25 protein-coding genes are annotated in these 23720 nt (G+C 69.6%); 16 read left to right on the top strand and 9 right to left on the bottom strand.

Translation table 11 applies throughout. From position 1 onward, the window contains the following. Positions 1 to 2 precede the first annotated feature (2 nt). The 3 genes from QTI33_RS26945 to QTI33_RS26935 form a co-directional block, all read right to left on the bottom strand. On the bottom strand, positions 3 to 776 hold the full coding sequence (locus tag QTI33_RS26945; protein ID WP_286509441.1) for an SDR family NAD(P)-dependent oxidoreductase: 774 nt from the start codon (positions 774 to 776) through the stop codon (positions 3 to 5). A 97-nt stretch (positions 777 to 873) separates the two neighbouring features. Then, a complete protein-coding gene (locus QTI33_RS26940) occupies positions 874 to 1545 on the bottom strand; it encodes an RraA family protein (RefSeq protein WP_286509440.1) in 672 nt (223 codons plus the stop codon). A 10-nt stretch (positions 1546 to 1555) separates the two neighbouring features. After that, positions 1556 to 2764, bottom strand: coding sequence for an aspartate transaminase (locus QTI33_RS26935; protein ID WP_286509439.1), 1209 nt, complete (start codon positions 2762 to 2764; stop codon positions 1556 to 1558). Positions 2765 to 2926: 162 nt separating this feature from the next. Between QTI33_RS26935 and nac the strand changes: the two genes are divergently transcribed. The 12 genes from nac (at position 2927) to QTI33_RS26875 (ending at position 12838) form a co-directional block, all read left to right on the top strand. Beyond that, positions 2927 to 3838, top strand: coding sequence for a nitrogen assimilation transcriptional regulator NAC (gene nac / locus QTI33_RS26930; protein WP_286509438.1), 912 nt, complete (start codon positions 2927 to 2929; stop codon positions 3836 to 3838). A 159-nt stretch (positions 3839 to 3997) separates the two neighbouring features. Continuing rightward, positions 3998 to 4435, top strand: coding sequence for an acetyl-CoA carboxylase biotin carboxyl carrier protein (locus tag QTI33_RS26925; protein WP_286509437.1), 438 nt, complete (start codon positions 3998 to 4000; stop codon positions 4433 to 4435). Beyond that, a complete protein-coding gene (accC, locus tag QTI33_RS26920) occupies positions 4428 to 5780 on the top strand; it encodes an acetyl-CoA carboxylase biotin carboxylase subunit (protein ID WP_286509436.1) in 1353 nt (450 codons plus the stop codon). Before QTI33_RS26925 ends, accC begins: the two co-directional genes overlap by 8 nt. Continuing rightward, on the top strand, positions 5777 to 6442 hold the full coding sequence (gene pxpB / locus QTI33_RS26915) for a 5-oxoprolinase subunit PxpB (RefSeq protein ID WP_286509435.1): 666 nt from the start codon (positions 5777 to 5779) through the stop codon (positions 6440 to 6442). The genes accC and pxpB overlap by 4 nt, the downstream gene beginning before the upstream one ends. 144 nt (positions 6443 to 6586) lie before the next feature. Further along, positions 6587 to 7573 carry a 5-oxoprolinase subunit C family protein gene (locus QTI33_RS26910; protein WP_286509434.1) on the top strand — a complete coding sequence of 329 codons (987 nt, stop codon included), beginning with the start codon at positions 6587 to 6589 and terminating at the stop codon, positions 7571 to 7573. Beyond that, positions 7570 to 7935, top strand: coding sequence for an acetyl-CoA carboxylase biotin carboxyl carrier protein (locus QTI33_RS26905; protein ID WP_286509433.1), 366 nt, complete (start codon positions 7570 to 7572; stop codon positions 7933 to 7935). Before QTI33_RS26910 ends, QTI33_RS26905 begins: the two co-directional genes overlap by 4 nt. A gap of 22 nt (positions 7936 to 7957) precedes the next feature. Beyond that, positions 7958 to 8722, top strand: coding sequence for a LamB/YcsF family protein (locus tag QTI33_RS26900; protein WP_286509432.1), 765 nt, complete (start codon positions 7958 to 7960; stop codon positions 8720 to 8722). A 160-nt stretch (positions 8723 to 8882) separates the two neighbouring features. After that, entirely contained in the window at positions 8883 to 9635 is a 753-nt protein-coding gene (locus QTI33_RS26895) for an SDR family oxidoreductase (protein WP_286509431.1), read from the top strand. Between the two features lie 51 nt (positions 9636 to 9686). Beyond that, on the top strand, positions 9687 to 10388 hold the full coding sequence (locus QTI33_RS26890; protein WP_286509430.1) for an amino acid ABC transporter permease: 702 nt from the start codon (positions 9687 to 9689) through the stop codon (positions 10386 to 10388). A gap of 3 nt (positions 10389 to 10391) precedes the next feature. Next, entirely contained in the window at positions 10392 to 11147 is a 756-nt protein-coding gene (locus QTI33_RS26885; protein ID WP_286509429.1) for an amino acid ABC transporter permease, read from the top strand. Positions 11148 to 11223: 76 nt separating this feature from the next. After that, positions 11224 to 11958 (top strand): amino acid ABC transporter ATP-binding protein, encoded by a 735-nt coding sequence (locus QTI33_RS26880; protein WP_286509607.1) that lies wholly within the window; start codon positions 11224 to 11226, stop codon positions 11956 to 11958. 37 nt (positions 11959 to 11995) lie between these two features. Then, positions 11996 to 12838, top strand: a complete 843-nt coding sequence (locus tag QTI33_RS26875) for an ABC transporter substrate-binding protein (RefSeq protein ID WP_286509428.1) — start codon at positions 11996 to 11998, stop codon at positions 12836 to 12838. A gap of 12 nt (positions 12839 to 12850) precedes the next feature. Here QTI33_RS26875 and QTI33_RS26870 read toward each other — a convergent pair whose 3' ends face one another. Continuing rightward, on the bottom strand, positions 12851 to 13840 hold the full coding sequence (locus QTI33_RS26870; RefSeq protein WP_286509427.1) for a hypothetical protein: 990 nt from the start codon (positions 13838 to 13840) through the stop codon (positions 12851 to 12853). A gap of 84 nt (positions 13841 to 13924) precedes the next feature. On the opposite strand from QTI33_RS26870, the gene QTI33_RS26865 reads away from it, so the two are divergent. From QTI33_RS26865 to QTI33_RS26855, 3 genes are all read left to right on the top strand, one after another. Further along, positions 13925 to 15142 (top strand): lanthionine synthetase C family protein, encoded by a 1218-nt coding sequence (locus tag QTI33_RS26865; protein ID WP_286509426.1) that lies wholly within the window; start codon positions 13925 to 13927, stop codon positions 15140 to 15142. 77 nt (positions 15143 to 15219) lie between these two features. Further along, positions 15220 to 16503, top strand: a complete 1284-nt coding sequence (gene otnK / locus QTI33_RS26860; protein WP_286509424.1) for a 3-oxo-tetronate kinase — start codon at positions 15220 to 15222, stop codon at positions 16501 to 16503. Beyond that, positions 16500 to 17171 carry a class II aldolase/adducin family protein gene (locus QTI33_RS26855; RefSeq protein WP_286509423.1) on the top strand — a complete coding sequence of 224 codons (672 nt, stop codon included), beginning with the start codon at positions 16500 to 16502 and terminating at the stop codon, positions 17169 to 17171. Before otnK ends, QTI33_RS26855 begins: the two co-directional genes overlap by 4 nt. Before the next feature lie 13 nt (positions 17172 to 17184). On the opposite strand, the gene QTI33_RS26850 is transcribed toward QTI33_RS26855, so the two are convergent. Further along, positions 17185 to 18477, bottom strand: coding sequence for a DUF3422 family protein (locus QTI33_RS26850; RefSeq protein WP_286509422.1), 1293 nt, complete (start codon positions 18475 to 18477; stop codon positions 17185 to 17187). Here QTI33_RS26850 and QTI33_RS26845 point away from each other — a divergent pair. Then, positions 18471 to 19109, top strand: coding sequence for a DUF4256 domain-containing protein (locus tag QTI33_RS26845; protein ID WP_286509421.1), 639 nt, complete (start codon positions 18471 to 18473; stop codon positions 19107 to 19109). The genes QTI33_RS26850 and QTI33_RS26845 overlap by 7 nt on opposite strands. 65 nt (positions 19110 to 19174) lie before the next feature. Here the strand turns inward: QTI33_RS26845 and QTI33_RS26840 are convergent, their stop codons facing one another. The 4 genes from QTI33_RS26840 to QTI33_RS26825 all read right to left on the bottom strand — a co-directional run bounded on the left by QTI33_RS26840 (position 19175) and on the right by QTI33_RS26825 (position 23714). Further along, entirely contained in the window at positions 19175 to 20068 is an 894-nt protein-coding gene (locus QTI33_RS26840) for a DMT family transporter (protein ID WP_286509420.1), read from the bottom strand. Between the two features lie 63 nt (positions 20069 to 20131). Continuing rightward, a complete protein-coding gene (locus QTI33_RS26835) occupies positions 20132 to 21028 on the bottom strand; it encodes a 1-acyl-sn-glycerol-3-phosphate acyltransferase (protein ID WP_286509419.1) in 897 nt (298 codons plus the stop codon). 39 nt (positions 21029 to 21067) lie between these two features. Continuing rightward, complete coding sequence (locus QTI33_RS26830) at positions 21068 to 22564, bottom strand: efflux transporter outer membrane subunit (protein WP_286509418.1); 1497 nt, start codon at positions 22562 to 22564, stop codon at positions 21068 to 21070. 19 nt (positions 22565 to 22583) lie between these two features. Continuing rightward, entirely contained in the window at positions 22584 to 23714 is a 1131-nt protein-coding gene (locus tag QTI33_RS26825; protein WP_286509417.1) for an ABC transporter permease, read from the bottom strand. Positions 23715 to 23720: the final 6 nt, after the last annotated feature.

The following is a 23720-nucleotide window of genomic DNA, read 5'->3' as shown; positions in this document are numbered from 1 at the left end:
CCTCAGAGGGTTGCCGTGACGCCGCCATCCACGTAGAGGATGTGGCCGTTGACGAAGTTGGAGGCGTCGCTGGACAGGAAGACGGCGGCGCCGACCAGGTCCTCGACATCGCCCCAGCGGCGCGAGGGGGTGCGGCCCACCAGCCACTGGGTGAACTCCTCGTTCTTGACGAGCGCGTCGGTCAGCTCGGTCTTGAAGTAGCCCGGCCCCAGGCCGTTGACCTGGATGCCGTGCTGGCCCCAGTCGATCGCCATGCCCTTGGTGAGCATCTTGACCGCGCCCTTGCTGGCCGTGTACGGCGCGATGCCGGGGCGGCCCAGCTCGCTCTGGACCGAGCAGATGTTGACGATCTTGCCGCGCCGGCGCCCGATCATGTGCCGCGCCACGGCCTGGCCCACGAGGAAGACGCTGTCGACGTTGGTCTTCATGAGTTCGTGCCAGTCGGCTTCGGCGAACTGGTCGAGCGGTGCGCGTCGCTGCATGCCGGCGTTGTTGACCAGGATGTCGATGGCGCCGACCTCGGCCTCGATCCGCGCGATGGCGGCCGTGACCGCCTCGCCCGCGGTGACGTCGAAGGCGGCCGTCAGCACCTGCAGGCCTTCGCCGCGCAGCACGTCGGCAGCGGCTTCGAGCTTGGCCGCATTGCGCGCGTTCAGGATCACGCGCGCGCCGGCGCCGGCCAGGCCGCGCGCCAGCGCAAAGCCGATGCCGGCGCTGGAGCCGGTGACGAGGGCGGTGCGCCCCGTGAGGTCGAAGGACTGGAGTACGTTGTTCATCATGCGGTGTCCGGGGGAGTCATGGGAAGGAACGGCCGAGCCGGCCCCATTGTCGGTCGACTTGGCGCGCACGGACGGCGCGTGCTTTCCCTTGGCCTCAGTTGGCGCAGCGCGCCTCGAGCGCATCGATGAAGGAGCGGTCCCAGCGCCCTTCCTTCATGGCGCGCATGGTGTTGGCCTCGACCTCGAGATGGGCGCGCGCCTTGGCGATCAACGCCTCGGCCTCGGCCGGTGCGAAGGCCATCAGGCCGTCCTGGTCGCCGACCACGATGTCGCCGGGGTTCACGACCATGCCGCCGACCGTGACCGGCACGTTGATCTCGCCCGGACCGTCCTTGTAGGGGCCGCGGTGGTTCACACCGCGCGCATAGACCGGGAAGTCGCGCGCCCGGATCTCCGCCAGGTCGCGGATCGCGCCGTCGAGCACCACGCCGGCGGTGCCGATGGTGGCGGCGTAGAAGGACAGGATGCCGCCGATCACGGCATTCGAGAGGTCGCCGTCGGCATCGATCACGATCACGTCGCCCGGGCGGCAGAACTCGAAGGCACGCAGCAGCGTGAGGTTGTCGCCGCCGCGCGACTTGAGGGTCACGGCCGTGCCCGCCATGGTGGCCGGGCCGGGCCGGTGGTAGGGCGTGAGGCCGACGCTGCCGATGTTGCGGTGCATGTTGTCGCTCAGCGCCGCGACCGGGATGTCGCGCAGCGCGGCGAGGATCGCGGCGTCGACCTGCGGCGCGGAAGGGTTCTTGCGGATGCCTTTGAATGCCATGGGGTGTCCTTCAGTGCAGTTCGGCCACGGCCCGGGCGATCCGGGTGCAGCCTTCTTCGAGGGTTTCGATCGAGGTCGCGATGGAGAGGCGGAAGTAGGGCGAGAGCCCATAGGCCGTGCCCGCGACCACGGCCACGCCCTGGCTCTCGAGCAGGTACATCACCACGTCGCCGTCTTCCGCCAGCGTCTTGCCCGCGGGCGTGGTCTTGCCGATCAGGCCGGCGCAGTTGACGTAGAGGTAGAAGGCGCCCGGCGGCGTCGCGCAGCTCAGGCCCTCGATGGCGTTGACGAGCGCGAGCGTGCGGTCGCGGCGTTGCTTGTAGATGGCGACGCTGTCGGTCACGAAACGCTGGTCGCCGTTCATTGCCGCCGCCGCCGCGGCCTGGCTGACCGAGCAGCAGTTGCCCGCCGACTGCGACAGCAGCGTGTCCAGCGCGCGCACCAGGTCCACCGGCCCGGCCACGTAGCCGATGCGCCAGCCGGTCATCGCGTAGGTCTTCGACACGCCGTTGACGACCAGCGTGCGCTCGCGCAGGGCCGGCGCGACCGCCAGGATGTGGGGCGTCTTCTGGCCATCGAAGCGGATGTGCTCGTAGATGTCGTCGGTCATCACCATCACCTGGGGATGGCGCGCCAGCACCTCGGCCAGGGCCCGGTATTCGTCGGCGGTGTAGCTGGCGCCGGTGGGGTTGCTCGGCGAGTTGATCAGCAGCCAGCGCGTGCGCGGCGTGATGGCCGCCTCGAGCTGCGCCGGCTGCAGCTTGAAGCCGCTGGATTCGGGGCAGGCCACGGTCACCGGCACGCCTTCGCAGGCGATCACCATGTCCGGGTAGGACACCCAGTAGGGGGCGGGCACGATGACCTCGTCGCCCGGCTCCAGCGTGACCGCCAGGGCGTTGTAGATGGCGCTCTTGGCGCCGTTGGTGGCGATGATCTCGTCCATCGCATAGTGCAGGCCGTTCTCGCGCTCGAGCTTGGCGACGATCGCCTGGCGCAGCTCGACCGTGCCCGCCATCAGGGTGTAGCGCGTGGCGCCGTTCTCGATCGCGGCGGCGGCGGCCTGGCGGATGTGAGCCGGCGTGTCGAAGTCGGGTTCGCCGACCACGAGGTTCACGATCGACTTGCCCTGGCGGCGCAATTCGTTGGCACGGTCGGCGGCGGAGGTGCTGGGCGAGGGCTTGATCCGCCGCACGCGGGCGGCAATTCGGGAGGTGGTCACATGTCTTCCTGGTTGAGGGATTGCACGGACCGAACGGTACGCAAATCCCGCTCGCGAGGCCAAGACGAGTTCGCTCTGGTCGTATAGGAAGAGCTTATGGTGGGCCCGGATAGGCATCCCGGAGGGCCGATGCTAGGCTTGTCTTTTGCTTGTGCTCCGGTCGTGAACCTTCGCCGCCTCAAATACTTCGTCAAGATCGTGGACATCGGCAGCCTGACCCAGGCCGCCGAGCATCTGTTCATCGCCCAGCCGGCGCTGAGCCAGCAGCTGGCCACGCTGGAAGGCGAAGTCCGCCAGCAATTGCTGGTGCGCACCGGGCGCGGCGTGACGCCGACCGAGGCCGGCAAGGTGCTGTACCGGCATGCCCAGATCATCCTGCGCCAGTGCGAGCAGGCGACGGTCGACATGGAGGCGGCCGGGCAGGGCGTGTCGGGGCCGGTGTCGGTCGGGCTGGCACCGGGCACGGCGGCCTCGGCGCTGTCGCTGCCGCTCTTGCGCACCGTCCGGGCGCGGCACCCCGGCATCCTGCTGTACCTCAACGAGAACTACGGCACCACCTTGAGCGAGCTGATCATGAACGGCCGCATGGACCTGGCGGTGCTGTACGGCGACAAGGCCATCCACGGCCTGACGTTCCTGCCGCTGCTCAAGGAGCCGCTGTTCCTGGTCGGGCCGGCGTCGATGCCGGCGCCGGCGCAGCCGGTGCGGCTGGCCGACCTGAACGAGATCGAGCTGTTCCTGCCGCGCCCCTACAACGTGGTGCGCAAGATGGTCGATGCCGCCTGCATGCGGCTGGGCATCGCGCCCCGGATCGTGGCCGAGATCGAATCCGCCTTCACCCTGACCGCCGCGATCGCCGACGGCCTGGGCGCCACCATCCTGCCGGCCTCGATGGCCCGCGAGGTGGTGGCGGCCTGCGGCGCCTGGCAGTTCCAGATCGTCGATCCCGTGATCGAAGCGCCGCTCGCGCTCTGCCAGTCCGACCACCTCCCGCTGTCGGAGCCGGCGCAGGCGGTGAAGGACATCCTGCTCGAGCTGGTCACCGACCTCGACGGCGGCGTGGCCATCCGCTGAGCCCCGGCCCGCGGCCGGCGTCATAAGCCGCCCTTATCCCGCCACAGCCAAACCGTCTTTGGCATCGGCGCTCGCGCCAGTTACCTTTCATGCCAGCCGTCACGCGCTCGTGGAGTGCGTCGGTCCTTCAGGAGCCCGCCCTCGGCGGCGGACCCGGGCATGAATCAGGAACAGATCAAGGTACTCATCGATTCCCTCGCGGCGTCGGACCTCGCGGAACTCAGCTTCAGCGAGAACGGCAGCACGCTGAGGCTGGTGAAGAAGACGGCGCCCGCCGACGGCGGAGCGCCGTCCCCGCTGCCGGTCGCCGAACCGGCGGCGGCAGCGGCCGCGGCCACCGACGCCGCGACCCTTTGCGTGGCGCCGCTCTATGGCGTGGTCCACCTGCAGCCGACGCCCGGCGAGCCCGCCTACGTGCGGGTCGGCCAGGGCATCGCGGCGGGCCAGACCCTGTGCGTGATCGAGGCCATGAAGGTCTTCAACGAGGTGCGCGCCGACGCCGACGGCGTGGTCGAGGCGGTGCTGGTGGCCTCGGGCGAGGAAGTCGAAGGCGGCCAGCCGCTCTTTCGCATCCAGCGGGGGCAGCCCGATGTTTGACACCGTGCTCATCGCCAACCGCGGCGAGATCGCCCTGCGCATCCAGCGCGCCTGCCGCGGGCTGGGCCTCAGGACCGTGGCGGTCCACTCGGAAGCCGATCGCGACGCGGTCTACGTGCGGCAGGCCGACCAGGCGCTGTGCATCGGCCCGGCGAGCCCGTCGCAAAGCTACCTCGACCCGTCGGCGCTGCTGTTCGCCGCCGAGGTCAGCGGCGCGCAGGCGGTTCATCCGGGCTATGGCTTCCTGTCGGAGAACGCGGGCTTCGCGCAGCGGGTCGAGGACGCGGGCCTGGTCTTCATCGGTCCCAGCGCGGCCTGCATCCGCACCATGGGCGACAAGGTGGCGGCCAAGCGCGCGATGCGCAGGGCCGGCGTGCCCTGCGTGCCCGGGCCCGACGAAGGCCTGCCGTCGGCGCCGGCCGAGGTGCTGGCCTTGGCGCGCGAGGTCGGCTTTCCGGTGATCGTGAAGGCCGCCGGCGGCGGCGGCGGGCGCGGCATGCGCGTGGTGAATGAGGAAGGCGCGCTGCTCGAGGCCATCGCCCTGACCCGCGAGGAGGCGCGCCGCGCCTTCGGCAATGCCGAGGTCTACATCGAGAAGTTCCTGCTGCATCCGCGGCATGTGGAGATCCAGGTGCTGGCCGACAGCCACGGCCACGCGATCTGGCTCGGCAGCCGGGACTGCTCGCTGCAGCGGCGCCACCAGAAGGTGGTCGAGGAAGCACCGGCGCCCGGCATCGACGAGGCGCTGGTGGCGGAGGTGGGCGAGCGCTGCGCGGCCGCCTGCCGGCAGCTGGGCTACAGCGGCGTGGGCACCTTCGAATTCCTGTACGAGAAGGGCGCCTTCTATTTCATCGAGATGAACACGCGGCTCCAGGTCGAGCACACGGTGACCGAGATGACAACCGGCATCGACATCGTGCAGCAGCAACTGCGCGCCGCGCGCGGAGAGCAGCTGGCGCTGACCCAGGCCGACATCGGCTGCCAGGGGCACGCGATCGAATGCCGCATCAACGCCGAGGACCCGGACAGCTTCGCGCCCTCGCCAGGGCGCATCACGGGCTGGCACATGCCGGGCGGCTTCGGCGTGCGGGTCGACTCGCATGCCGGGGTGGGCTACCGCGTGCCGCCCTACTACGACTCGATGATCGCCAAGCTGATCGTCCACGGCAGCTCGCGCGCCGATGCGCTCGATCGCATGCGGCTGGCCCTGGACGAGATGCAGGTCGAGGGCATCGCCACCAACGTGCCGCTGCACCGGGCCCTCATGCAGGACCCGGGCTTCGCCGCCGGCGGTGTCGACATCCACCATCTGGAGCGCTGGCTGGCGCAGCGGAGCCGGACATGAACACGCCGCCCGCGACGCCGGCCTTCAGCCTGCTCGGCACCACGGCGCTGCTGTTCGAGGCGCCGGGCGCGTTCGACCTGGAAGCGCAGCAGCGCATCTGGGCGCTGGCGAAGGAGGCCGAGGCCTGGCCCGAGATCCGCGAGGCGGTGCCGGGCATGAAGAACCTGATGCTGACCTTCGTCGAGCCGCCGCCGACTCTCGATGGCCTGCAGGCGCGGCTGATGGCCGCATGGGAGGCCGCCGTACCGCTCGCCCGCAGAGGCAGGGTGGTCGAGCTGCCGGTGGTCTACGGCGGCGCCGGCGGGCCGCACATGGCGGACGTGGTGGCCCACACCGGGCTCTCGGTCGAGCGGATCGTCGAGCTCCACAGCGCGCCGCTCTATCCGGTGTATGCGCTGGGCAGCCATCCCGGCTATTGCTACCTGGGCGGCATGGACCCGCGCCTGGCCACGCCGCGGCGCAAGGTGCCCGTCATGAGCATCCCGGGCGGCGCGGTGTCGATCGGCGGTGCGCAGACCGGCGTCTCCGCGTCGGCGGGTCCGAGCGGCTGGAACACCATCGGGAGCACCACGATGTCCTTCTTCGACCCGGCGGCCGACCCGCCGGCCGCCCTGGAACCCGGCGACATGATCCGTTTCCGCGTGGAGGCCATCCTGAGATGAAACACCCCCGCAGCGCCTGCGGCGCCTCCCCCTCGAGGGGGCGATACCAGCGGCCCGGCAAAGCCGGTTCCGCGGTATCCCTGGCATCCGGCTGCGCCGGTTTCATGCATCGCGCGTCACGTGATCGCTGGGTGGAGCACTGAGATGATCGAAATCCTTTCGAACGCGGCGCTGGCGACGGTCCAGGACCTCGGCCGCAACGGCAGCCTGCGCTGGGGCGTCGGCACCTCGGGCGCCATGGACGACCTGGCGCTGGCGGCCGGCAACCTGATGCTCGGCAACGCGGTGGGGGCGGCCGGCATCGAGATCCCGGTGTTTCCCTTCAAAGTGCGTTTCGGCGCCGACTGCACCTTCGCACTGACCGGTGCGGACTGCGACGCGCGGCTCGACGAGCGGCCCCTTCTGCCCTGGTGGACGCATCGCGCGCGCGCCGGCGAGGTGCTGGCACTGGGCGTCCCGAAGGGCCCGGCGCGGGCCAGCCGGGCCTTGCTGTGCCTGTCCGGCGGGGTCGACGTGCCGGAGGTCCTGGGCTCGCGCAGCACCCAGCTGCGCGGCGCCTTCGGCGGCTTCGAGGGGCGGGCGCTGAAGCGCGGCGACGTGCTGCGCTGCGGCCACGACGGCAATGGCAGGCCCACCGGCTTCGGCCTGGTGCCGCCGTCACTGGCCATGCCCCTGCAGCGCGACGGCATCGCGGCGGTCCGGGTGCTGCCGGCGGCCGAATACCTGGCCTTCGAGCCGGCATCGCGCGAGGCCTTCTGGAACCGGGACTGGAAGATCACCGCCCAGAGCGATCGCTATGGCTACCGGCTCGACGGCGAGGCGCTGCGGCCGATCGCACCCATGGAACTGCTGTCGCACGGCATCGTGCCGGGGGTGATCCAGGTGCCCCACAGCGGCCAGCCGATCGTCCAGATGCGCGACGCCCAGCCTTCCGGCGGCTATCCCAAGTTCGGCACCGTGATCGAGGCCGACCTGTGGCGGCTCGGGCAGGCGCCGATCGGCAGCCGCATCCGCTTCATCGAGGCCACCTGGGCCCAGGCCGTGGCGGCGCGCGAAGAAGCCCGTCAATGGCTTGCGAAGGTCGAGCGGATGGTGGCGCTGCATTGCGGCGCGCGGGGCGGCGGCCGATGAAGAAGACCGACGCCCAACGCGAGGACATCGCGCGCTGGCTGGCCGCCACCGACATCGGCTACTTCGAACTGCACACGCCCTTCGAGACGCTGCGCTTCGGCGCGCCGCCGGACCGCCCCGCAGCCACGACGCTGCGGGCCGCCTCGGTCGGCGTCTTCCGGCATGCGCACCCGCTGCACGCCGCACCGCTGGCGCCCATCGGCGCGCCGGTGCCGGCAGGGCAGGCCGTTGGCGTGCTGCAGATCGGCCCCCTGCTGCTGCCGGTGTTCGCGCCGGTGGCCGGGCAGGTGGCCCGGTGGCTCGCGGACGATGGGGCGGCGGTCGGGTTCGGCGCCGCCTTGATCGAGTTTCAAACGAACTGACTGGCGCCGAAGGGACCTCACCATGGACATCGATCTGAACGCCGACCTCGGCGAGGGGCTGGGCCCCTGGCGCATGGGCGACGACGAGGCCCTGCTCGGCATCGTCTCGTCGGCCAACGTCGCCTGCGGCTTCCATGCCGGCGACCCGCTCATCATGGACCGCACGGTGCGCACGGCGCTGCGCAACGGCGTCGACGTCGGCGCCCACGTGGGCTTTCCGGACCTGGTCGGCTTCGGCCGGCGACAGATGCAGATGGAGACGGTGGAACTCGCTGCCTGCGTGCTCTACCAGCTCGCCGCGCTGTCGGGCATGGCCCGTGCCGCCGGCCACCGCATGACGCACATGAGCTTCCACGGCGCGCTCGGCAACATGGCGGCGGCCGATCCGGCGCTGGCCGGGCCGCTGGTGCGCACGGTCGCCGAATTCGATCCGTCGCTCACGATCAGCTCGTCGGCCAGCCGCGCCATCGAGGAGGCGGCGGCGCACTGCGGGCTGCGGGTGCGCACCACCTTCCTGGCCGACCGCGCCTGCGACGAGGACGGCCTGCTGATCCCGCGCAAGATGCCGGACGCCGTGATCCACGAGCCGGCGCGCGTGCTGGCCCGGGTCCGCCAGCTGCTGGAGGAGGGCACGGTCACCAGCTATGGCGGCCGGAAGATCCCGATGCGCGTCCATTCGATCCTGGTCCATGGCGACACGCCGGGGGCCGTGGCGCTGGCGCGTGGGGTGCGCGGGCTGGTCGAGGCGCACGGACGGGTGGTCCCGATCTCCCGGCAGGCGGCCTGACGGGCACGGACATGGTGCTAACCCTGAGTCGGCGCGCACCCTTCCTGGGCGACATAAGGGCCCCTTATCGCTCCACAGAGAAACCGTCTTGGCGCGTTGCCGGAGCGCTCGATACAGTGAATCCATCGCACCGTTCTTCCTTCCATCGAAAGCCATCGCCATGCCGTTCTCCGACTACCAGACAGCCCTCGTGACGGGCGCCTCCTCCGGCATCGGTGCCGCGGTGGTCGAGCGGCTGCGCAAGGAGGGCCTGCAGGTCCACGCGCTGGCGCGCAGCGGCGACAAGCTCAAGGACCTGGCCGCGCGCACCGGCTGCATCCCGCACGCCATCGACGTCAGCGACCTGCGCGGCATCACCGCGCTGACGCAGGAGGTCGACTTCGACGTGCTGGTCAACAACGCCGGCGTCGACCGGCCCGGCTCGATCCTCGCGGCCGACGCCGAAGGGATCGACCTGCTGGTCGACGTCAACCTGCGCGCCGTGCTGCACCTCTGCCGGCTCGTCGTCCCCGGCATGGCCGAGCGCGACCGCGGGCACGTGGTCAACATCAGCTCGATCGCGGCGGCCTACAACTTCGGCGGCAACAGCACCTACCACGCCACCAAGGCGGCCGTGAGCATGCTGTCGCGCCAACTGCGCATCGACTGCTTCGGCAAGCGGGTGCGGGTCACCGAGATCTGCCCGGGCCGCGTCGCGACCGACATCTTCGCGCACGTGCATGGCGATTCCGAAGCCACCTACCAGCGCTTCGTCGAAGGCTTCGAGCTGCCGCAGGCGCAGGACATCGCGGACGCGATCGCCTTCGCGATCGCGGCGCCCATCGCGGTCAACGTCGGCCACATGGAAATCACGCCCACCCTGCAGGTTCCGGGCGGCCTGTCGACGACGCGTCCCGGCGCGGCGCAGGCCTGAGGCCGGGGCCCACCTCCCTCTGCACGGCGCCCGCCACACCAAGGACCGGCAATGAAGGAATTCGATCTCCTGGCGATCCTGCTCAAGCCCGAATTCGGCCTGATGCTGCTGCACGGCATCGAGGCCACCTTGCAGATCGCCGCCGGCTCGTGGCTGCTGGCGATGAGCATCGCGATCGTGCTGCTGGTGGTGCGCCTGACGGGCCAGCCGATCGCCGAGCGCGCCGTGGCGGCCTACGTGTCCTACCACCGCAACGTGCCGACCCTGGTGCAGCTGATGCTCTGGTACTTCGGCATCTTCAGCCTGCTGCCCGACGCCTTGCAGGCCTGGCTCTCGGAGCACAACGCCGAGACCCTGCTGTCGATCGTCGCGCTGGGCCTGTGCCAGGCGGCGTATTTCAGCGAGGACATGCGCTCGGGCCTGCGCTCGATTCCCGCCGGGCAGGCCGAGGCCGCCCGGGCGCTGGGCCACGGCTACATCGGCTCGATGCGCCACGTGATGCTGCCGCAGGCGATCCGCAACGCGGTGCCGGCGCTGGTGAACCACAGCGTCTCGCTGTTCAAGAACAGCAGCCTGGCGATGGCGATCGGCGTCGCCGAGCTGACGCATGCGGTCAAGGAGATCGAAAGCCAGAGCTTCCGCACCTTCGAGGCCTACAGCGCCGCCACCGTGCTGTACCTGGCGTTCTCACTTCTCATCATGGCCGTCGGCGCCTGGGTGGCCCGGCGCTATCGAATCGTCGGTGCGAGGTAGCCCATGTTCAGCATCTTCGAGATCCTCCGGGACAACTGGCTGCTGCTGCTGGTGGGCCAGTATCCGAACGGGCCCCTGGGCGGGATCGTCGCCACGCTGATCCTGTCGGTGCTCGGCATCGTGCTGGCGTTTCCGTTGTCGGTGCTGCTCGCGCTGGCGCGCCTGTCGCCGTGGAAGCTGCTGCGCGTGCCGGCCACGGTGCTGGTGTACATCGTGCGCGGCGTGCCGCTGCTGATGGTGATCCTGTGGGTCTACTTCCTGGTGCCGATCCTGATCGGGCACGACGTGTCGGGCTTCACGACGATGCTCTGCACGCTGGTCATCTACGAGGGCGCCTACCTGTCGGAAGTGGTGCGCGCGGGCATCCAGTCGCTGCCCAAGGGGCAGAGCGAGGCGGCGCGCGCGCTGGGCCACAGCCACCTCGGGACGATGTTCTACGTGATCCTGCCGCAGGCGCTCTACAACATGCTGCCGAGCATGCTGAGCCAGTTCATCTCGACCATCAAGGAGACGACGCTGGGCTACGTGATCAATGTCCAGGAGCTCACCTTCGCGGCCAACCAGATCAACAACCAGCTGCTGACCAAGCCCTTCCAGGTGTTCTTCATCCTGGCGATGACCTACTACGTGGTCTGCTTCAGCCTGACCCGGGTAGCGCTCTGGCTGGAGCGCCGCATCGCACTCAAGCGGCTCGGCACGGCCGTCCGCCAGGACCCCGACGGTGGCTCGCTGCCACCCGCCGTGGCCGCCAATCCCTGAGGCCGCGCAGACGGCCCGCCCAGAAACCCGACGGAGACAGACCATGAACCCCTCATCGCCCCCCCAGGACGACCCCATGATTCTGTTCAACAACATCAACAAGTGGTACGGCGACTATCAGGCGCTGGCCGACGTCAACGCCGAGGTCAAGAAGGGCGAGGTCGTGGTGGTCTGCGGGCCGTCCGGCTCCGGCAAGTCGACCCTGATCCGCACCGTGAACCGGCTCGAGGAGATCAAATCGGGCCAGCTGCTGTTCGACGGTCACGACATCCACGCGCCGATGCGCAGCGCGGCGCTCAACAAGCTGCGCAGCCGCATCGGCTTCGTGTTCCAGAGCTTCAACCTGTTTCCGCATCTCTCGGTGGTGGACAACATCATGCTGTCGCCGATGCGGGTGCTGGGCGTGAAGAAGGCCCAGGCCCGCGAGAAGGCCGGCCAGCTGCTGGAGCGGGTCGGCCTGTCGAGCAAGGCCGGCGCCTTTCCTGCGCAGCTCTCGGGCGGGCAGCAGCAGCGCGTGGCGATCGCGCGCGCGCTCGCCATGGAGCCGCCCGCGATGCTGTTCGACGAGCCGACCAGCGCGCTCGACCCCGAGATGGTGGGCGAGGTGCTGTCGGTGATGCGCGGCCTGGCCAGCGACGGCATGACCATGATGTGCGTCACCCACGAGATGAACTTCGCCCGCGAAGTCGCCGACCGCGTCTGGTTCATGGATGCCGGCCGGATCCTCGAGAAGGCCGAGCCCGAGACCTTCTTCCGCCATCCGCAGCATCCGCGGGCGCAGCGCTTCCTGTCCGACCTGCGCGCGCACTGACCCTTTCCCAGCCCTCTCACCCCTCCAGGAGATTTCCATGTCGAAACCGACCGCTCTTCAACTCGGCGCCCTGGGCGTCTGCCTGTCCGCGCTCTCCTTGCTGGCGCATGCCGACCAGTGGGCCGACATCGCCGCGCGCAAGGAACTCAAGTGCGGCACCTTCGCCGACGTGCCGCCGTTCGCCGCGCCGGACCCGAAGACGCGCGAGATGGTCGGCCACGACGTCGACCTGTGCAACGCGCTGGCCAAGGAACTGGGCCTGACGGCCAAGGTCACGCCGCTGTCGGTGGAGGCGCGGGTGCCCGAAGTCAAGCTGGGCCGGGTCGACGTGACGATCGCCAACCTGGCGTACACCAAGAGCCGCGGCGAGCAGATCCAGTTCAGCGATCCCTACTACGTCGCCAAGGAGATGCTGGCGGTCAAGGCCTCGGACCCCGGCACCACCAAGGCCGATTTCAAGGGCAAGCGCCTGAGTTCGACCAAGGGCTCGACCTCCGAGCTGTCGATCAAGATGAACGGCTCCGAGCCCGTCACCTTCCAGGACACCGGGTCGGCCTTCATGGCGGTGCAGCAGAACAAGTCGATGGGCATGGTGGCCAACACGATGACCATCACCAAGCTGGTCAACCAGTCGAAGACCGAGGGCGTGCCGCTCAAGATGATCAAGGAGCCGATGGTGCTGCAGCCGATCGGCATCGGCATGAAGAAGGACGAACCGCAGCTGCTGGCGAAGGTGAACGGCGCGCTGTATGCGCTTGAGAAGTCGGGCGAACTCGACCGCCTCTGGGCCAAGTGGCTGGGCCCGAACACCGAATACAAGCTGGTGCGCGAAGAAAAGGTGATGCCGCTGGCGGACCTGAAGTTCGAGCTGCTGCCCTGATGGCGCCGGCCGTCAGGCCCAGGCGATCCGGTAGTCGAGGGAGTGCCCGATGCGTTCCGAGAAGCGAGTGACCGACTTGGCCGTCATCCGCTCGCTCACACTCGCCGGTATCAGGGTGGTGAGCCAGGCGCCCATGCCCTGAAGCTCGCCTTCCAGCCTGCGAGAGCGTGGGCTTGCCGTGTAGTCCACGCTGGCCTCCCGCTTGCCCGCCTGCCCGAGCAAGTCGTGCAGGTCGCGGAACAGGATGAACAACGGGTCGTTCTGATACGCCGACCAGTTCGCCACCGGGAGGAAATCCACCAGGTGGATGAGCTGGTAGTTCAGCGCGACCCAGAGCGCCTCGCCGCTCATCGTGATCGGCTCGTTGTCGATCACCCGGTGAAAGGTGATGGAGGCGATGGCATCTGCGCGGTGGAGGTTCTGGCGGAGTTCCCGGCGTAGCGAGCCGGCGTAGAGCAAGCGCAGCACGGACGGAAACGCCTCGATCTGCACCCACTCCGAGGGCGCTATCAGCTTGCGCAGTGCCGGAATCTTGTCGGCGCCCATCGCGAAGGTGTTGGTGCCGGTGCCGAGAATCGAGTGCAGCAGCATCACCAGGGGAGACCGCCCGGGATAGTGCTGCGCGCTGTATTCGAAGCAGAAGTACAGGTGGTCGAGGAACGAGCCGTCGGCGTGCTCCACATCGAAGTCGCACTCCCGTACCAGGAACTGCAGCAACTCGGCGCTGACCTCGGGCAGTGGGTGCGCGGAACGGGCCGCCCCGTACTCGGCCTGCACCGCCTGGGCCGCGGCAGCGTCCCAGTGGACCTCCTTGGCCACCCGGGTGGTCACTGCGAAGCGGGCGACCTTGCCCTCGAGGGTCTTGAAAATGGTGCGATCGAGGTTGAAGTTCGGAATCGATTCGACCTGGACCTTGCCGGTGTGCTCAAGGGCGGCGCCACGCGCGATGGCGGCCTTTCGCTGGGGCGTTGGATCGGGCCGCTCGGCGGCAGACTGCTTCATCGGGTTCCTCCGTGACGGGTCCGCAACGGGACCATGGCGCCGGAACGGATTCCCCGCGGCGGCGCACCTTTGTAGACTGTGTACATGGCCGCCATGCTTGTCAATTCGGAGCGTCACGAACCGCTTGTCCCCGACCCCTGGAACGAAGCGTTTGCGCGCAGGAAGATCGAGCAGATCGTTGACGACGCGGAGGCTCGGTTCTCCCCTGAGCTGCTCTGGCCGACCCACCCCAACGACAGTTCGGAGTGCGCGCCTTCCTACATGCTCTACGGGGGTGCTTGCGGTGTGTTGTGGGCTCTTCGCTATCTGGAAGCCCGGGGCGCCTGCCGCCTGAAGAGAGACTACGCCCCCTGCGTGGAATCGCTCCTCGAGCCCAATCGAAAGCAGATGGGCCACGCGTCCGGGAAGCCGTTTGGCAGCTACCTCATGGGAGACACGGGCATTCGGCTGCTGCAGCAGTGGCATGCACCCTCCAACGAGACATGCGCCGAACTCGTCAAGCTGGTGGAGGCCACGCGCGACCATCCGGCGCGAGAACTGATGTGGGGTGCGCCAGGCACACTCTTGGCCTCGCTGTTCCTGCATCGGCAGACGGGTGATGCCGTGTGGTCTGAGCTCTACCGCACGACGGCCCAGCAGCTTTGGTCTCGGCTTCACTGGTCAACGGAACATGGCTGCCACTACTGGACGCAGGACTTGTATGGCAGGACCAGCACCTACTTGGATGCGGTCCATGGCTTCGTTGCAACCGCTGCCATTCTTGTCAATGGACGACATCTGCTCACGCCTGCGGCCTGGTCCGGATGGCAGGCGTGCATCGCCAACACCGTACGCCAGACGGTCGAGTGCGACCGGGGGAGGGCAAACTGGCGCGCGAGACTCGACGGCGCACCCCTCGGCGATTCTCCCGGTCTTGTCCAGTTCTGCCACGGTGCTCCGGGCTTCGTGATTTGCCTCGCGGACTTCCCGTCGGACAGCCTCGATGACCTGCTTGTGGCCGGCGGCGAGACCACCTGGAGCGCGGGTCCACTGCGCAAGGGGTCCAACTTGTGCCATGGCACCGGGGGCAACGGCTACGCGTTCTTGAAACTGCATCGGCGTTTTGGCGCAAGCATGTGGCTGGAACGGGCTCGGGCCTTCGCCATGCACGGCATCCGCCAGTCTGACCGCGACCTCGCCCAGTTTGGGCGATTGCGCTATTCGCTGTGGACGGGGGACTTGGGGTTTGCGGTGTATCTCTTGGACTGCATCGAAGCCAAGGACCGATTTCCGACCCTTGACGTTTTCTTCTTCGAGAGCTAGTGCCCGAGCCTTGGCCAGACTGTTCACCCAAGCCCGCGGGTGCAGCCGCTGCGCCGGGCTGTCAGTAAACTAGCCCGATGACCGCCCAGGCCTCCTCCATCGTGCTCGGCTGCATCGCCGACGACTTCACCGGCGCCACCGACCTCGCCAACAACCTGGTGCGCGCGGGCATGCGCGTGGTCCAGACCATCGGCGTGCCGCAGGCGCCGCTCGCAGCCGACGTCGACGCCGTGGTGGTGGCGCTGAAGTCGCGCACCATCCCGGCGGCGGAGGCGGTGGCGCAATCGCTGGACGCGCTGCGATGGCTGCAGGCCCAGGGCGCGCGGCAGATCTACTTCAAGTACTGCTCCACCTTCGACAGCACGCCCGTGGGCAACATCGGGCCGGTCACCGAGGCGCTGATGGACGCGCTGCAATGCGACTTCACGATCGCCACGCCGGCCTTCCCGGACAACAAGCGTACCGTCTTCAAGGGCTACCTGTTCGTGGGTGACGTGCTGCTCGACGAGAGCGGCATGCAGAACCATCCGCTGACGCCGATGACCGATCCCAACCTGGTGCGGGTGCTGCAGGCCCAGACCCGGCGCCAGGTCGGCCTGATCGACCATGTGGCGGTGGCACGGGGTACCGAAGCGGTCGGCGCGCGCATCGCGCAGCTGCGCGGCGCGGGTGTGGCCATCGCGATCGTCGACGCGGTCTCCAACGACGACCTGCTGCGCCTCGGCCCCGCCCTGGCCGCGATGCCGCTGGTGACCGCGGGCTCGGGCGTGGCGATCGGCCTGCCGGCCAACTTCGGCATCGCGCCGTCGTCGACCGCCAGCGCGCTGCCGGCGGCAAGCGGCCTGCAGGCCGTGGTGTCGGGCAGCTGTTCGCTGGCGACCCACCGGCAGGTGGCGGACTTCGTTGCCGCCGGCCGGCCGGCGCTGGCGCTCGATCCGCTGCAGCTGGCCGCTGGCGGCGACGTGGTCGGCCAGGTGCTGGCCTGGGCCGAGCCGCTGCTGCCGGATGGGCCGGTGCTGGTCTATTCCACCGCCGAGCCCTCGGCCGTGAAGGCGGTCCAGGGCCGCCTGGGGGTCGAGGAGGCCGGCGCCATGGTCGAACGCGCGATCGCCGCGATCGCGCGGGGCCTGGTCGAGCGCGGCGTGCGCCAGCTGGTGGTGGCGGGCGGCGAGACCTCCGGCGCCTGCGTGCAGGCGCTCGGGATCGCGCAGCTGCAGATCGGCGGCCAGATCGACCCCGGCGTGCCGTGGTGCCACGCGGCGAGCGCGGCGGCCGGCGGGGCGGGCCTGCACATCGCGCTCAAGTCGGGCAACTTCGGCAGCGACGATTTCTTTTCCAAGGCCTTCGGCGCGCTGCGATGAACGAACACCGCGCCCGCGAGGAGATCTGCCGCGTCGGCCGCAGCCTGTTCGAGCGCGGCTATGTCCACGCCACGGCCGGCAACATCAGCGTGCGGCTCGACGACGGCTTCCTGATCACGCCGACCGATGCCTGCCTCGGCTTCCTCGACCCGGCCAGGCTGGCGCGGCTCGACGGCGGCCTGCGCCAGACCCAGGGCGACCGGGCCAGCAAGACCATGGCGCTGCATGCCCGCATCTATGGCGCGGCGAGCGGCTTCGATGCCGGCACGCGCTGCGTGATCCATACGCACAGCACCCATTGCGTGGCGCTCACGCTGCGCGAGACCGGCGGCGAGCTGCTGCCCGCACTGACGCCCTATTTCGTGATGAAGGTCGGCCGCGTGCCGGTGATCCGCTACCACCGCCCCGGGGCGCCCGAGGCGGCGGCGCAGGTGGCCGAGGTGATCGAGCGCTACGGCGCGGCGGGCACGCCGATCCGTGCCGTGATGCTCGCGCGGCTGGGCCCCAACGTCTGGCACGACTCGCCGGCGGCGGCGATGGCGGTGCTCGAGGAACTGGAAGAGACGGCACGGCTCTGGGCCCTGGCTGCCGCCGGGGGCGACCCGCCGGCACCGCTGGGCGAGGCCGAGATCAACGAGCTGCGGCGCAGTTTCGGCGCCCGCTGGTAGCCGCTCGCACCCGCTAGTGGACGAACATCTTTCGATGAAGCCGCCGCAGCGACCACCAGATGCTCAGCGCCACGACGGGAATCGCCAGTGCGGCCGTGGTTTCCGGCGACAGCGGCCAGCCGATCTTCTGGGCCCCCTTGGCCAGATAGCTGACCAGGCCGACGATGTAGTAGGTGATGGCGGCCACCGAGAGTCCTTCCACGGTGGCCTGCAACTTGAGTTGCAGGTCCTGCCGGCGGTTCAGGGCTTCCAGCAGGGCCTGGCTGCTTTGCTGCTGCTCGATCTCCACCCGGGTGCGCAGCAGATTGCTCATCCGCGAGACGCGCTGGGACAGCGAGTCCTGCCGCCGGACCGCCCATTCGCAGGTCTTGCGCGCCGGGGTCAGGCGTCGCTCCATGAACTCGGCGATGCTCTGAAGCCCGCCCAGCCGGGCTTCGGCGATCTGCACGATGCGCTGGTCCAGCAACTCGAAGTACGCGCTGCTGGCAGAGAGCCTCGAATGGGTGGCCGCATGCTGGCTCTCGACCTCGCCGGCCAGGCGCGTGAGCCGGTCCAGCAGGGCCGGTTCCGCGTCGCGTTCGGCGCTGTGGATGGCCTGCGCGAGCGCGGCCAGTTCCCCCTCCGCGCTGCCCAGCGCCTCGCCCGCCTGCCGCGCCGCCGGCAGGCCGAGCAGCGCAGCCATCCGGTAGGTCTCGATCTCGAGGACCCGCTGCACCAGTCGTCCGAGCCGGCGGGGCTGCAGCGCATCGGTGAACAGCAGGATGCGGGAGGCGCCGTCCGCGTGGATGGCGAAGTCGGTGAACACCTGCGCCTGCTCGCCCGCGACGCTGGAGCCCACCAGCGTCTGCTCGTGGAGCCATTCCCTGACGCAGGCGTCGTCGGCGCTTCCGCGCCCTGGGAACACCCAGAGATCGAGGCTGCACAGGCACTGCCCGGGAAGCTCGCGCAGCCAGTCCTGCGGCACGGCATGGATCGCACTGGCTGGCAGGCGAGGATGCTGCGCGTCGGCCGGTCCGGGCAGCGTGAAGGTCCAGGTGACGAACTCCGTGTGCAGCTCCCAGCGCAAGCGCACCGATCCGAACTCGACCCGCAGGTGCGTGGTGTTCTCGTCGGGTGGCGGCAGGTGATGGTCGCGAAGCAGGCTCGCAAGATGCGCGCGGCTGCGCGAGCGCTGCGGCCCATCGGCCAGCATCACGATGTGCGCGATGGCCAGGGCGCCTGCCAGCGCTTCCGGCGGTCGGGCGTGGACTTCGTTGTGCAGCTCCGCGCGTTGCGGATGCTGAATGACGCGGCTGATGGATGGCATGGGCGATTGTCGCCCTGCCGCGGCAGAATTCAGCCATCGGCCGCGAGGCGGAATGGCACCGAGGCGAAGGAAAAGGAGCAGGCGAATTGAAGGCACCACAACGCGAAGACCTCGTCGGCGCTTTGAAACTGCGGTTCATGCAGAACATGCACAGGCACCGAGGCGTCGACTGGGGCGACGTCCATGCCCGCCTGCAGCGAAGCCCCGACCCGCTGAAGCCACTCTTCGAGATGGAGAGGACCGCAGGCGAACCCGATGTCGTCGGGGCAGCGGGCGAGGGCGGCGCCTTCCTTTTCTGCGACTGCGCCGCCGAGAGTCCGCAGGGGCGCAGGAGCCTGTGCTACGACGCGGCAGCGCTGAATTCCCGGAAACTCAACAAGCCGCAGGACAGCGCCATCGAGATGGCGGCGTCCATGGGTGTCTCGCTGCTGACGGAGGCGCAGTATCGCGAACTTCAGCAGTTCGGGGAATTCGACCTGAAGACGTCCAGTTGGGTGGCAACCCCGCCCGACGTCAGAAGACTCGGTGGCGCGCTGTTTTGCGACCGGCGCTACGGCAAGGTCTTCGTGTATCACAACGGGGCCGAGTCTTACTATGCCGCGCGAGGATTCAGGGGCGCGGTGAGCGTTTGAACCTGGACGCGGCCGCTGGTCCACGGCCGGTGGCGAGTGCGCGTGCGGCGGCCCAGCGCCGCGACTCAGGCCGCCTGCCGCTTTTGCCGCGCAGACCTCGGCGCTTCGCTTCGCGCCAGCCACAGTCCGCTCGCAATGATCAGCGCGCCGCCGGCCAGCGTCCAGGCATCGGGCGCGGTCTGCCAGAACAACCAGTCCAGCACCAGCGCCCAGGCGAGGGCGCTGTATTCGAAGGGGGCGATCGCGGCGGCCTGGCCGTGGCGGAAAGCCTCGGCGATGGTCATCTGGCCCAGGAAGCCGCTGATGGCCAGACCCGCAAGCACCCAGGTGTGCTGGGCCTGGATCGGCACCCATTGCGGCGCAGCGAGCAGGCTGCCGCCCACCGCCATGCCGGCCGTCGTCCAGAAGACCAGCGCGGCGCTCGATTCGGTGCGGCTGATGAGCCGGCCCAGCATGTTCGACAGCGCATAGCAGACCGCAGCCACCAGCACCGCCAGCGCGCCCGTCGAGAGGAAGGCGCCCTGCTCGGGCCGCAGGGCGACGACGACCCCGACGAAGCCCAGCCCGATGGCGATCCAGTGCCGCGGCTGGACCGACTCGCCCAGCATCGGCACGGCGATCAGCACCATCAGCAATGGCGCGATGAAGCTGAGCGTGTAGGCCTCGGCCAGGCCCAGGGTCTGCAGGCCGTAGACGAAGAGCACCAGCATCGCCATGTTCAGCGTGGTGCGCAGCAGGTGCAGGCGCCAGCGCAGCTGGCGATTGAAGACGCCGGCGGCCTCGCGCCGCCAGGCGATGTACAGGCATACCAAGGGCAGGGCCGTGAGGCCGCGCAGCGCCATCACCTGCACCGGCGGGTAGTGCCCGGCCAGGTTCTTCAGCAGCGCGTCCATGCTGGCGAAGAAGGCGCAAGCCAACAGCATCGCGGCGATGCCGCGCAGGGTTCCGGTCGGGTGCATGGGCAGGTTGTCTCGCGGCCGTGGCCGGGGAAGGACTTTGTTCTTGACCGCCTAGCATAGGCGCTACGAAGGTCTGACCATCGGTGAATTCGGTTGCGCCGCCCCGTGCGAATCGATGAGCTGGCGCATCTGCGCCGCGATGGCGGCGCCGAGCGCCTGCGCCTCGTCCGGCCCCGCGGTGGGCGATTGGCCGAACGTGACCCTGGCGACCAGGTCGCGGTAGCGCGGCAGCGCCACCTGCAGGGCAGCCGCGAGCTTCTCCTTGTCGCGCGCCGTGCGGCGCAGCAGCGTGAGCGGATGCCGCTGCGCAGCCGGCGAGATGACATGGCTCACCAGCGCGGGCACGAACCGCGTTCGCGGCGTCAGCCGGGCGAACAGGGCATAGCTGTCGGACCAGTTGCGCAACGACGCCGCCGCCCGCTGGGCACCGAAGGTGGCGGGGTCGGGCTCGATCTCGCCGGCCGGAAAGGTCAGCAGGGCGCCGCCGTCCTGCAAGTGCCGGGCGGCAGCACGAACGACGGCCATCCGTCCGCGTTCCTCATCGGGCAGGAAGATCAGTTGCCGCGCGACGTTGGGCAGGGCACGCAGAAAAGGCCGGTCCGAAGCGATCACCCGGAGGTCGGGTCGGGAGGCGAGACTGGTAAAGAGGGCCACCGTGTCGGTCATTCCCGGATGGTTCGCCAGAATGACCACGGGGCCTTGCGGCGGCACGTGTTGCAGGCCCGAGGTGACGATGCCGCCAGTCATCCGGTCCATCAGCCAGGCGCTGCCCTGCGCCAGGCCATGCGCGCCGACGCGGGCGTCGAACTCGTGCGCCGTCCGGGCGAAGCGGCGGGCCGTGGGCCGCAGCAGGTGGCGCAACGGCGTGCCGCGCAGACGCGACAGGCCGGTCGAATCCAGCAGGTCGACGATGTTGAGCTCGGTCAGTGTCTCGACCAACGGCGACGCGGAAGCGGTCATTGGCCGACATCGTACGCACTTGCCGGGCCGTTCGCCGTTTCAGGACTTCGGCGCCAGTTCACCGGCGCCGCCGAGCGCCTTCGACACCGCCACCAGCCCCAGCGCCAGCCGGCTCGTGCTCTCGGTGTATTCGCGCTGCGCCTGCAGCCAGGTGCGCTGGGCGTCGAGCTGCACCAGGAAGTCGGTCAGGCCGTGGTCGTAGCGCACGCGGGCCAGCTGCAGCGCGTCGCGGCTGCTGCGTTCGCGCTCGGCCAGCTGCAGGTTGCGCAGCCGCTCGGCCGAATAGGCGCTCAGGGCGTCGTCGATCTCGTGCCAGGCCTTCAGCACGGTCTGCTGGTAGCTCACCGCCGCCTCCTGTTGCTGCAGCTCGCGCAGCGTCACGGTGGCGCGGCGGCGGCCGCCGTCGAAGATCGGCAGCTGAATGCTGGGGCCGATGGACCATTGCCGACTGCCCCAGTCGGCGAAGCTGCTGCCGTCCACCGACTGGAAGCCGAAGCCCGCGCCGATGGTGACGCGCGGGTAGAGGTCGGCCATGGCCACGCCGATGCTGGCGGTGGCGGCGTGCAGTTGCGCCTGCGCGACCTGGATGTCGGGCCGGCGCAGCGCCATGTCCGAAGGCAGGCCCAGCGAGAGGTCGGGCAGGGCGGCCGCCGAGACCGCATCGGGCGGGGCTGCAAGCTGCGACTGCAGGGTGCCGGGCCGGTCGCCCAGCAGCAGCGTGATCTGGTTGATGGCCTGCGCTTCCTGGGCCAGCAGCTGCGGCAGGCGCGCGCGCAGATCGGCCGCCTGCGCGTTCTGGCGCGTCACGTCGAGGTCCGTCGTCAGTCCGCCGTCGGCACGGGCCTTGACCAGTTCCAGCGTTTCCTCGGCCGCCGCGATGTCGTCGCGGGCGATCCTGATCTGGCGTTGCGCGGCGCGCAGCTCGAAGTAGCGGCGCGCGACCTCGGCCTGCACGCTGAGCTGCACCTGGGCCAGCAAGGCCTGCGAGGCGCTGACATTGGCGTCGGCGGATTCGACCGCCCGCCGCACGCGGCCCCAGAGGTCGAGCTCCCACGAGGCGTCGAAACCGGCCTGGTAGAAGTAGTGCGGCTCGCTCAACACCTGGATCAGCTGTTCCTGGTTGGGCGGATCGATGGCGTCGAGCAGTCGCCGGGTCTCGCCGTTCTCGCTCTGGCGCAGCCGCGTCGCGCCGGCGCTGGCGTTGAGTTGCGGGGCCTTCTGCGATTCGACCACGCTGCGCTGCGCGCGGCTCTGCAGGAAGCGCAACGCGGCGGTCTGCAGCTCGGCATTGGCGGCGAGCGCGCGCGCCTCCAGCGCATCGAGCACCGGATCGCCGAACATCGTCCAGCCGGCGGGCGCCGCCGTGTCCGTGCGCGCCTGCGGCGGGATCAGCGCTGTCGAGCCGCCGTGCCAGGCGGCGAAGCTCGGCGGCGCCGCGGGCGCCTCGGCCTTGAAGTCGGGGCCGACCGCGCAACCGGCCAGCGCCAGCGCCGCCAGCCAGGCCGCGCCGTACGGGAAGCGAAGGGAGCTTGTCATGTCGATGTCCTCGGAAGCGTCAGACCAGGCGATGGCGGAACAGCCAGGCGGCCAGCGGCAGGGTGATCGCCGCGATGATGAAGAGCGGGATGAGGTCGTGCCAGACCGTGAGCAGCCCGACGCCCTCGAGGTACACGCGCTGCACCAGATCGATGGCGAATCGCAGCGGGTTGGCCAGCGTCGCGATCTGCAGCGCGCGCGGCATGTTGCTCACCGGCGTGGTCAGGCCCGACAGCAGCATCATCGGCATGATCAGCACGAAGGTGTAGAGCATGGCCTGCTGCATGTTGGCCGACACGGCCGAGATCGACAGCCCGATGCCCACGCTGGCGACGGTGAAGAAGACCAGGCCGGTGTAGAGCGTGAGCAGGGAGCCGGCCATCGGAACCCTGAACCACAGCAGCGTGACCAGCAGCACCAGCGTGGACTGCACCAGCCCGATGAACACCGGCGGCACCGCCTTGCCGATCATGATCTCGGTGGGCGAGAGCGGCGTGACGAGCAGCTGGTCGAAGGTGCCCTGCTCGCGTTCGCGGGCCACCGAGAGCGCCGTCAGCAGCAGGGTCTGGAGCATGCTGAGCGCGGCGATCATGCCCGGCATGAAGTTCCAGCGCGTCTCCAGGTTGGGGTTGAACCAGGCGCGCGATTCGATCCGCACGGGCGCCTGCGCGCCGCCATGGCGCTGGCGCCACTCGCCGTTGAAGGCGTCGACGACCGAGCCGACGAAGCCGGCCGCCGAGCCGGCGGTGTTGGAGTTGCGCGCGTCGATGATGACCTGGATGGGCGCCGGCTGGCCGGCGTTGATTTGCTTCTCGAACTCCGGACCGATCTGGATCACGACCAGCGCCTTCTGGGCATTGACCACGGGCGCGATCTCGACCGGCGAATCGAGCGTGGCGGCGCGGCGGAACACGCCGGTGCCGTCGAGCCTGGCGATCAGGGCGGTCGATGCGCCGCCGCGGCTCTGGTCGAGCAGCGCGTAGTCGACATGGCTCAGGTCGTAGGTGGCGGCGTAGCCGAAGAGCAGGCTCTGCATGAGCGCCGGCACGACGAGGATCACGCGGCTGGACGGGTCCTTGAGGATGACCAGCAGTTCCTTGCGGCAAAGGTGCGCCACGCGGCGCAGGAAGTCGATGATCGAGCCGTTCATGGGTCG

The sequence above is a fragment of the Variovorax davisae genome, from assembly GCF_030316845.1.
Lineage (GTDB): Bacteria > Pseudomonadota > Gammaproteobacteria > Burkholderiales > Burkholderiaceae_C > Variovorax > Variovorax davisae.
Note: the sequence above shows the minus strand (reverse complement) of the source record. Positions and strands in the feature narration are given on the sequence as shown.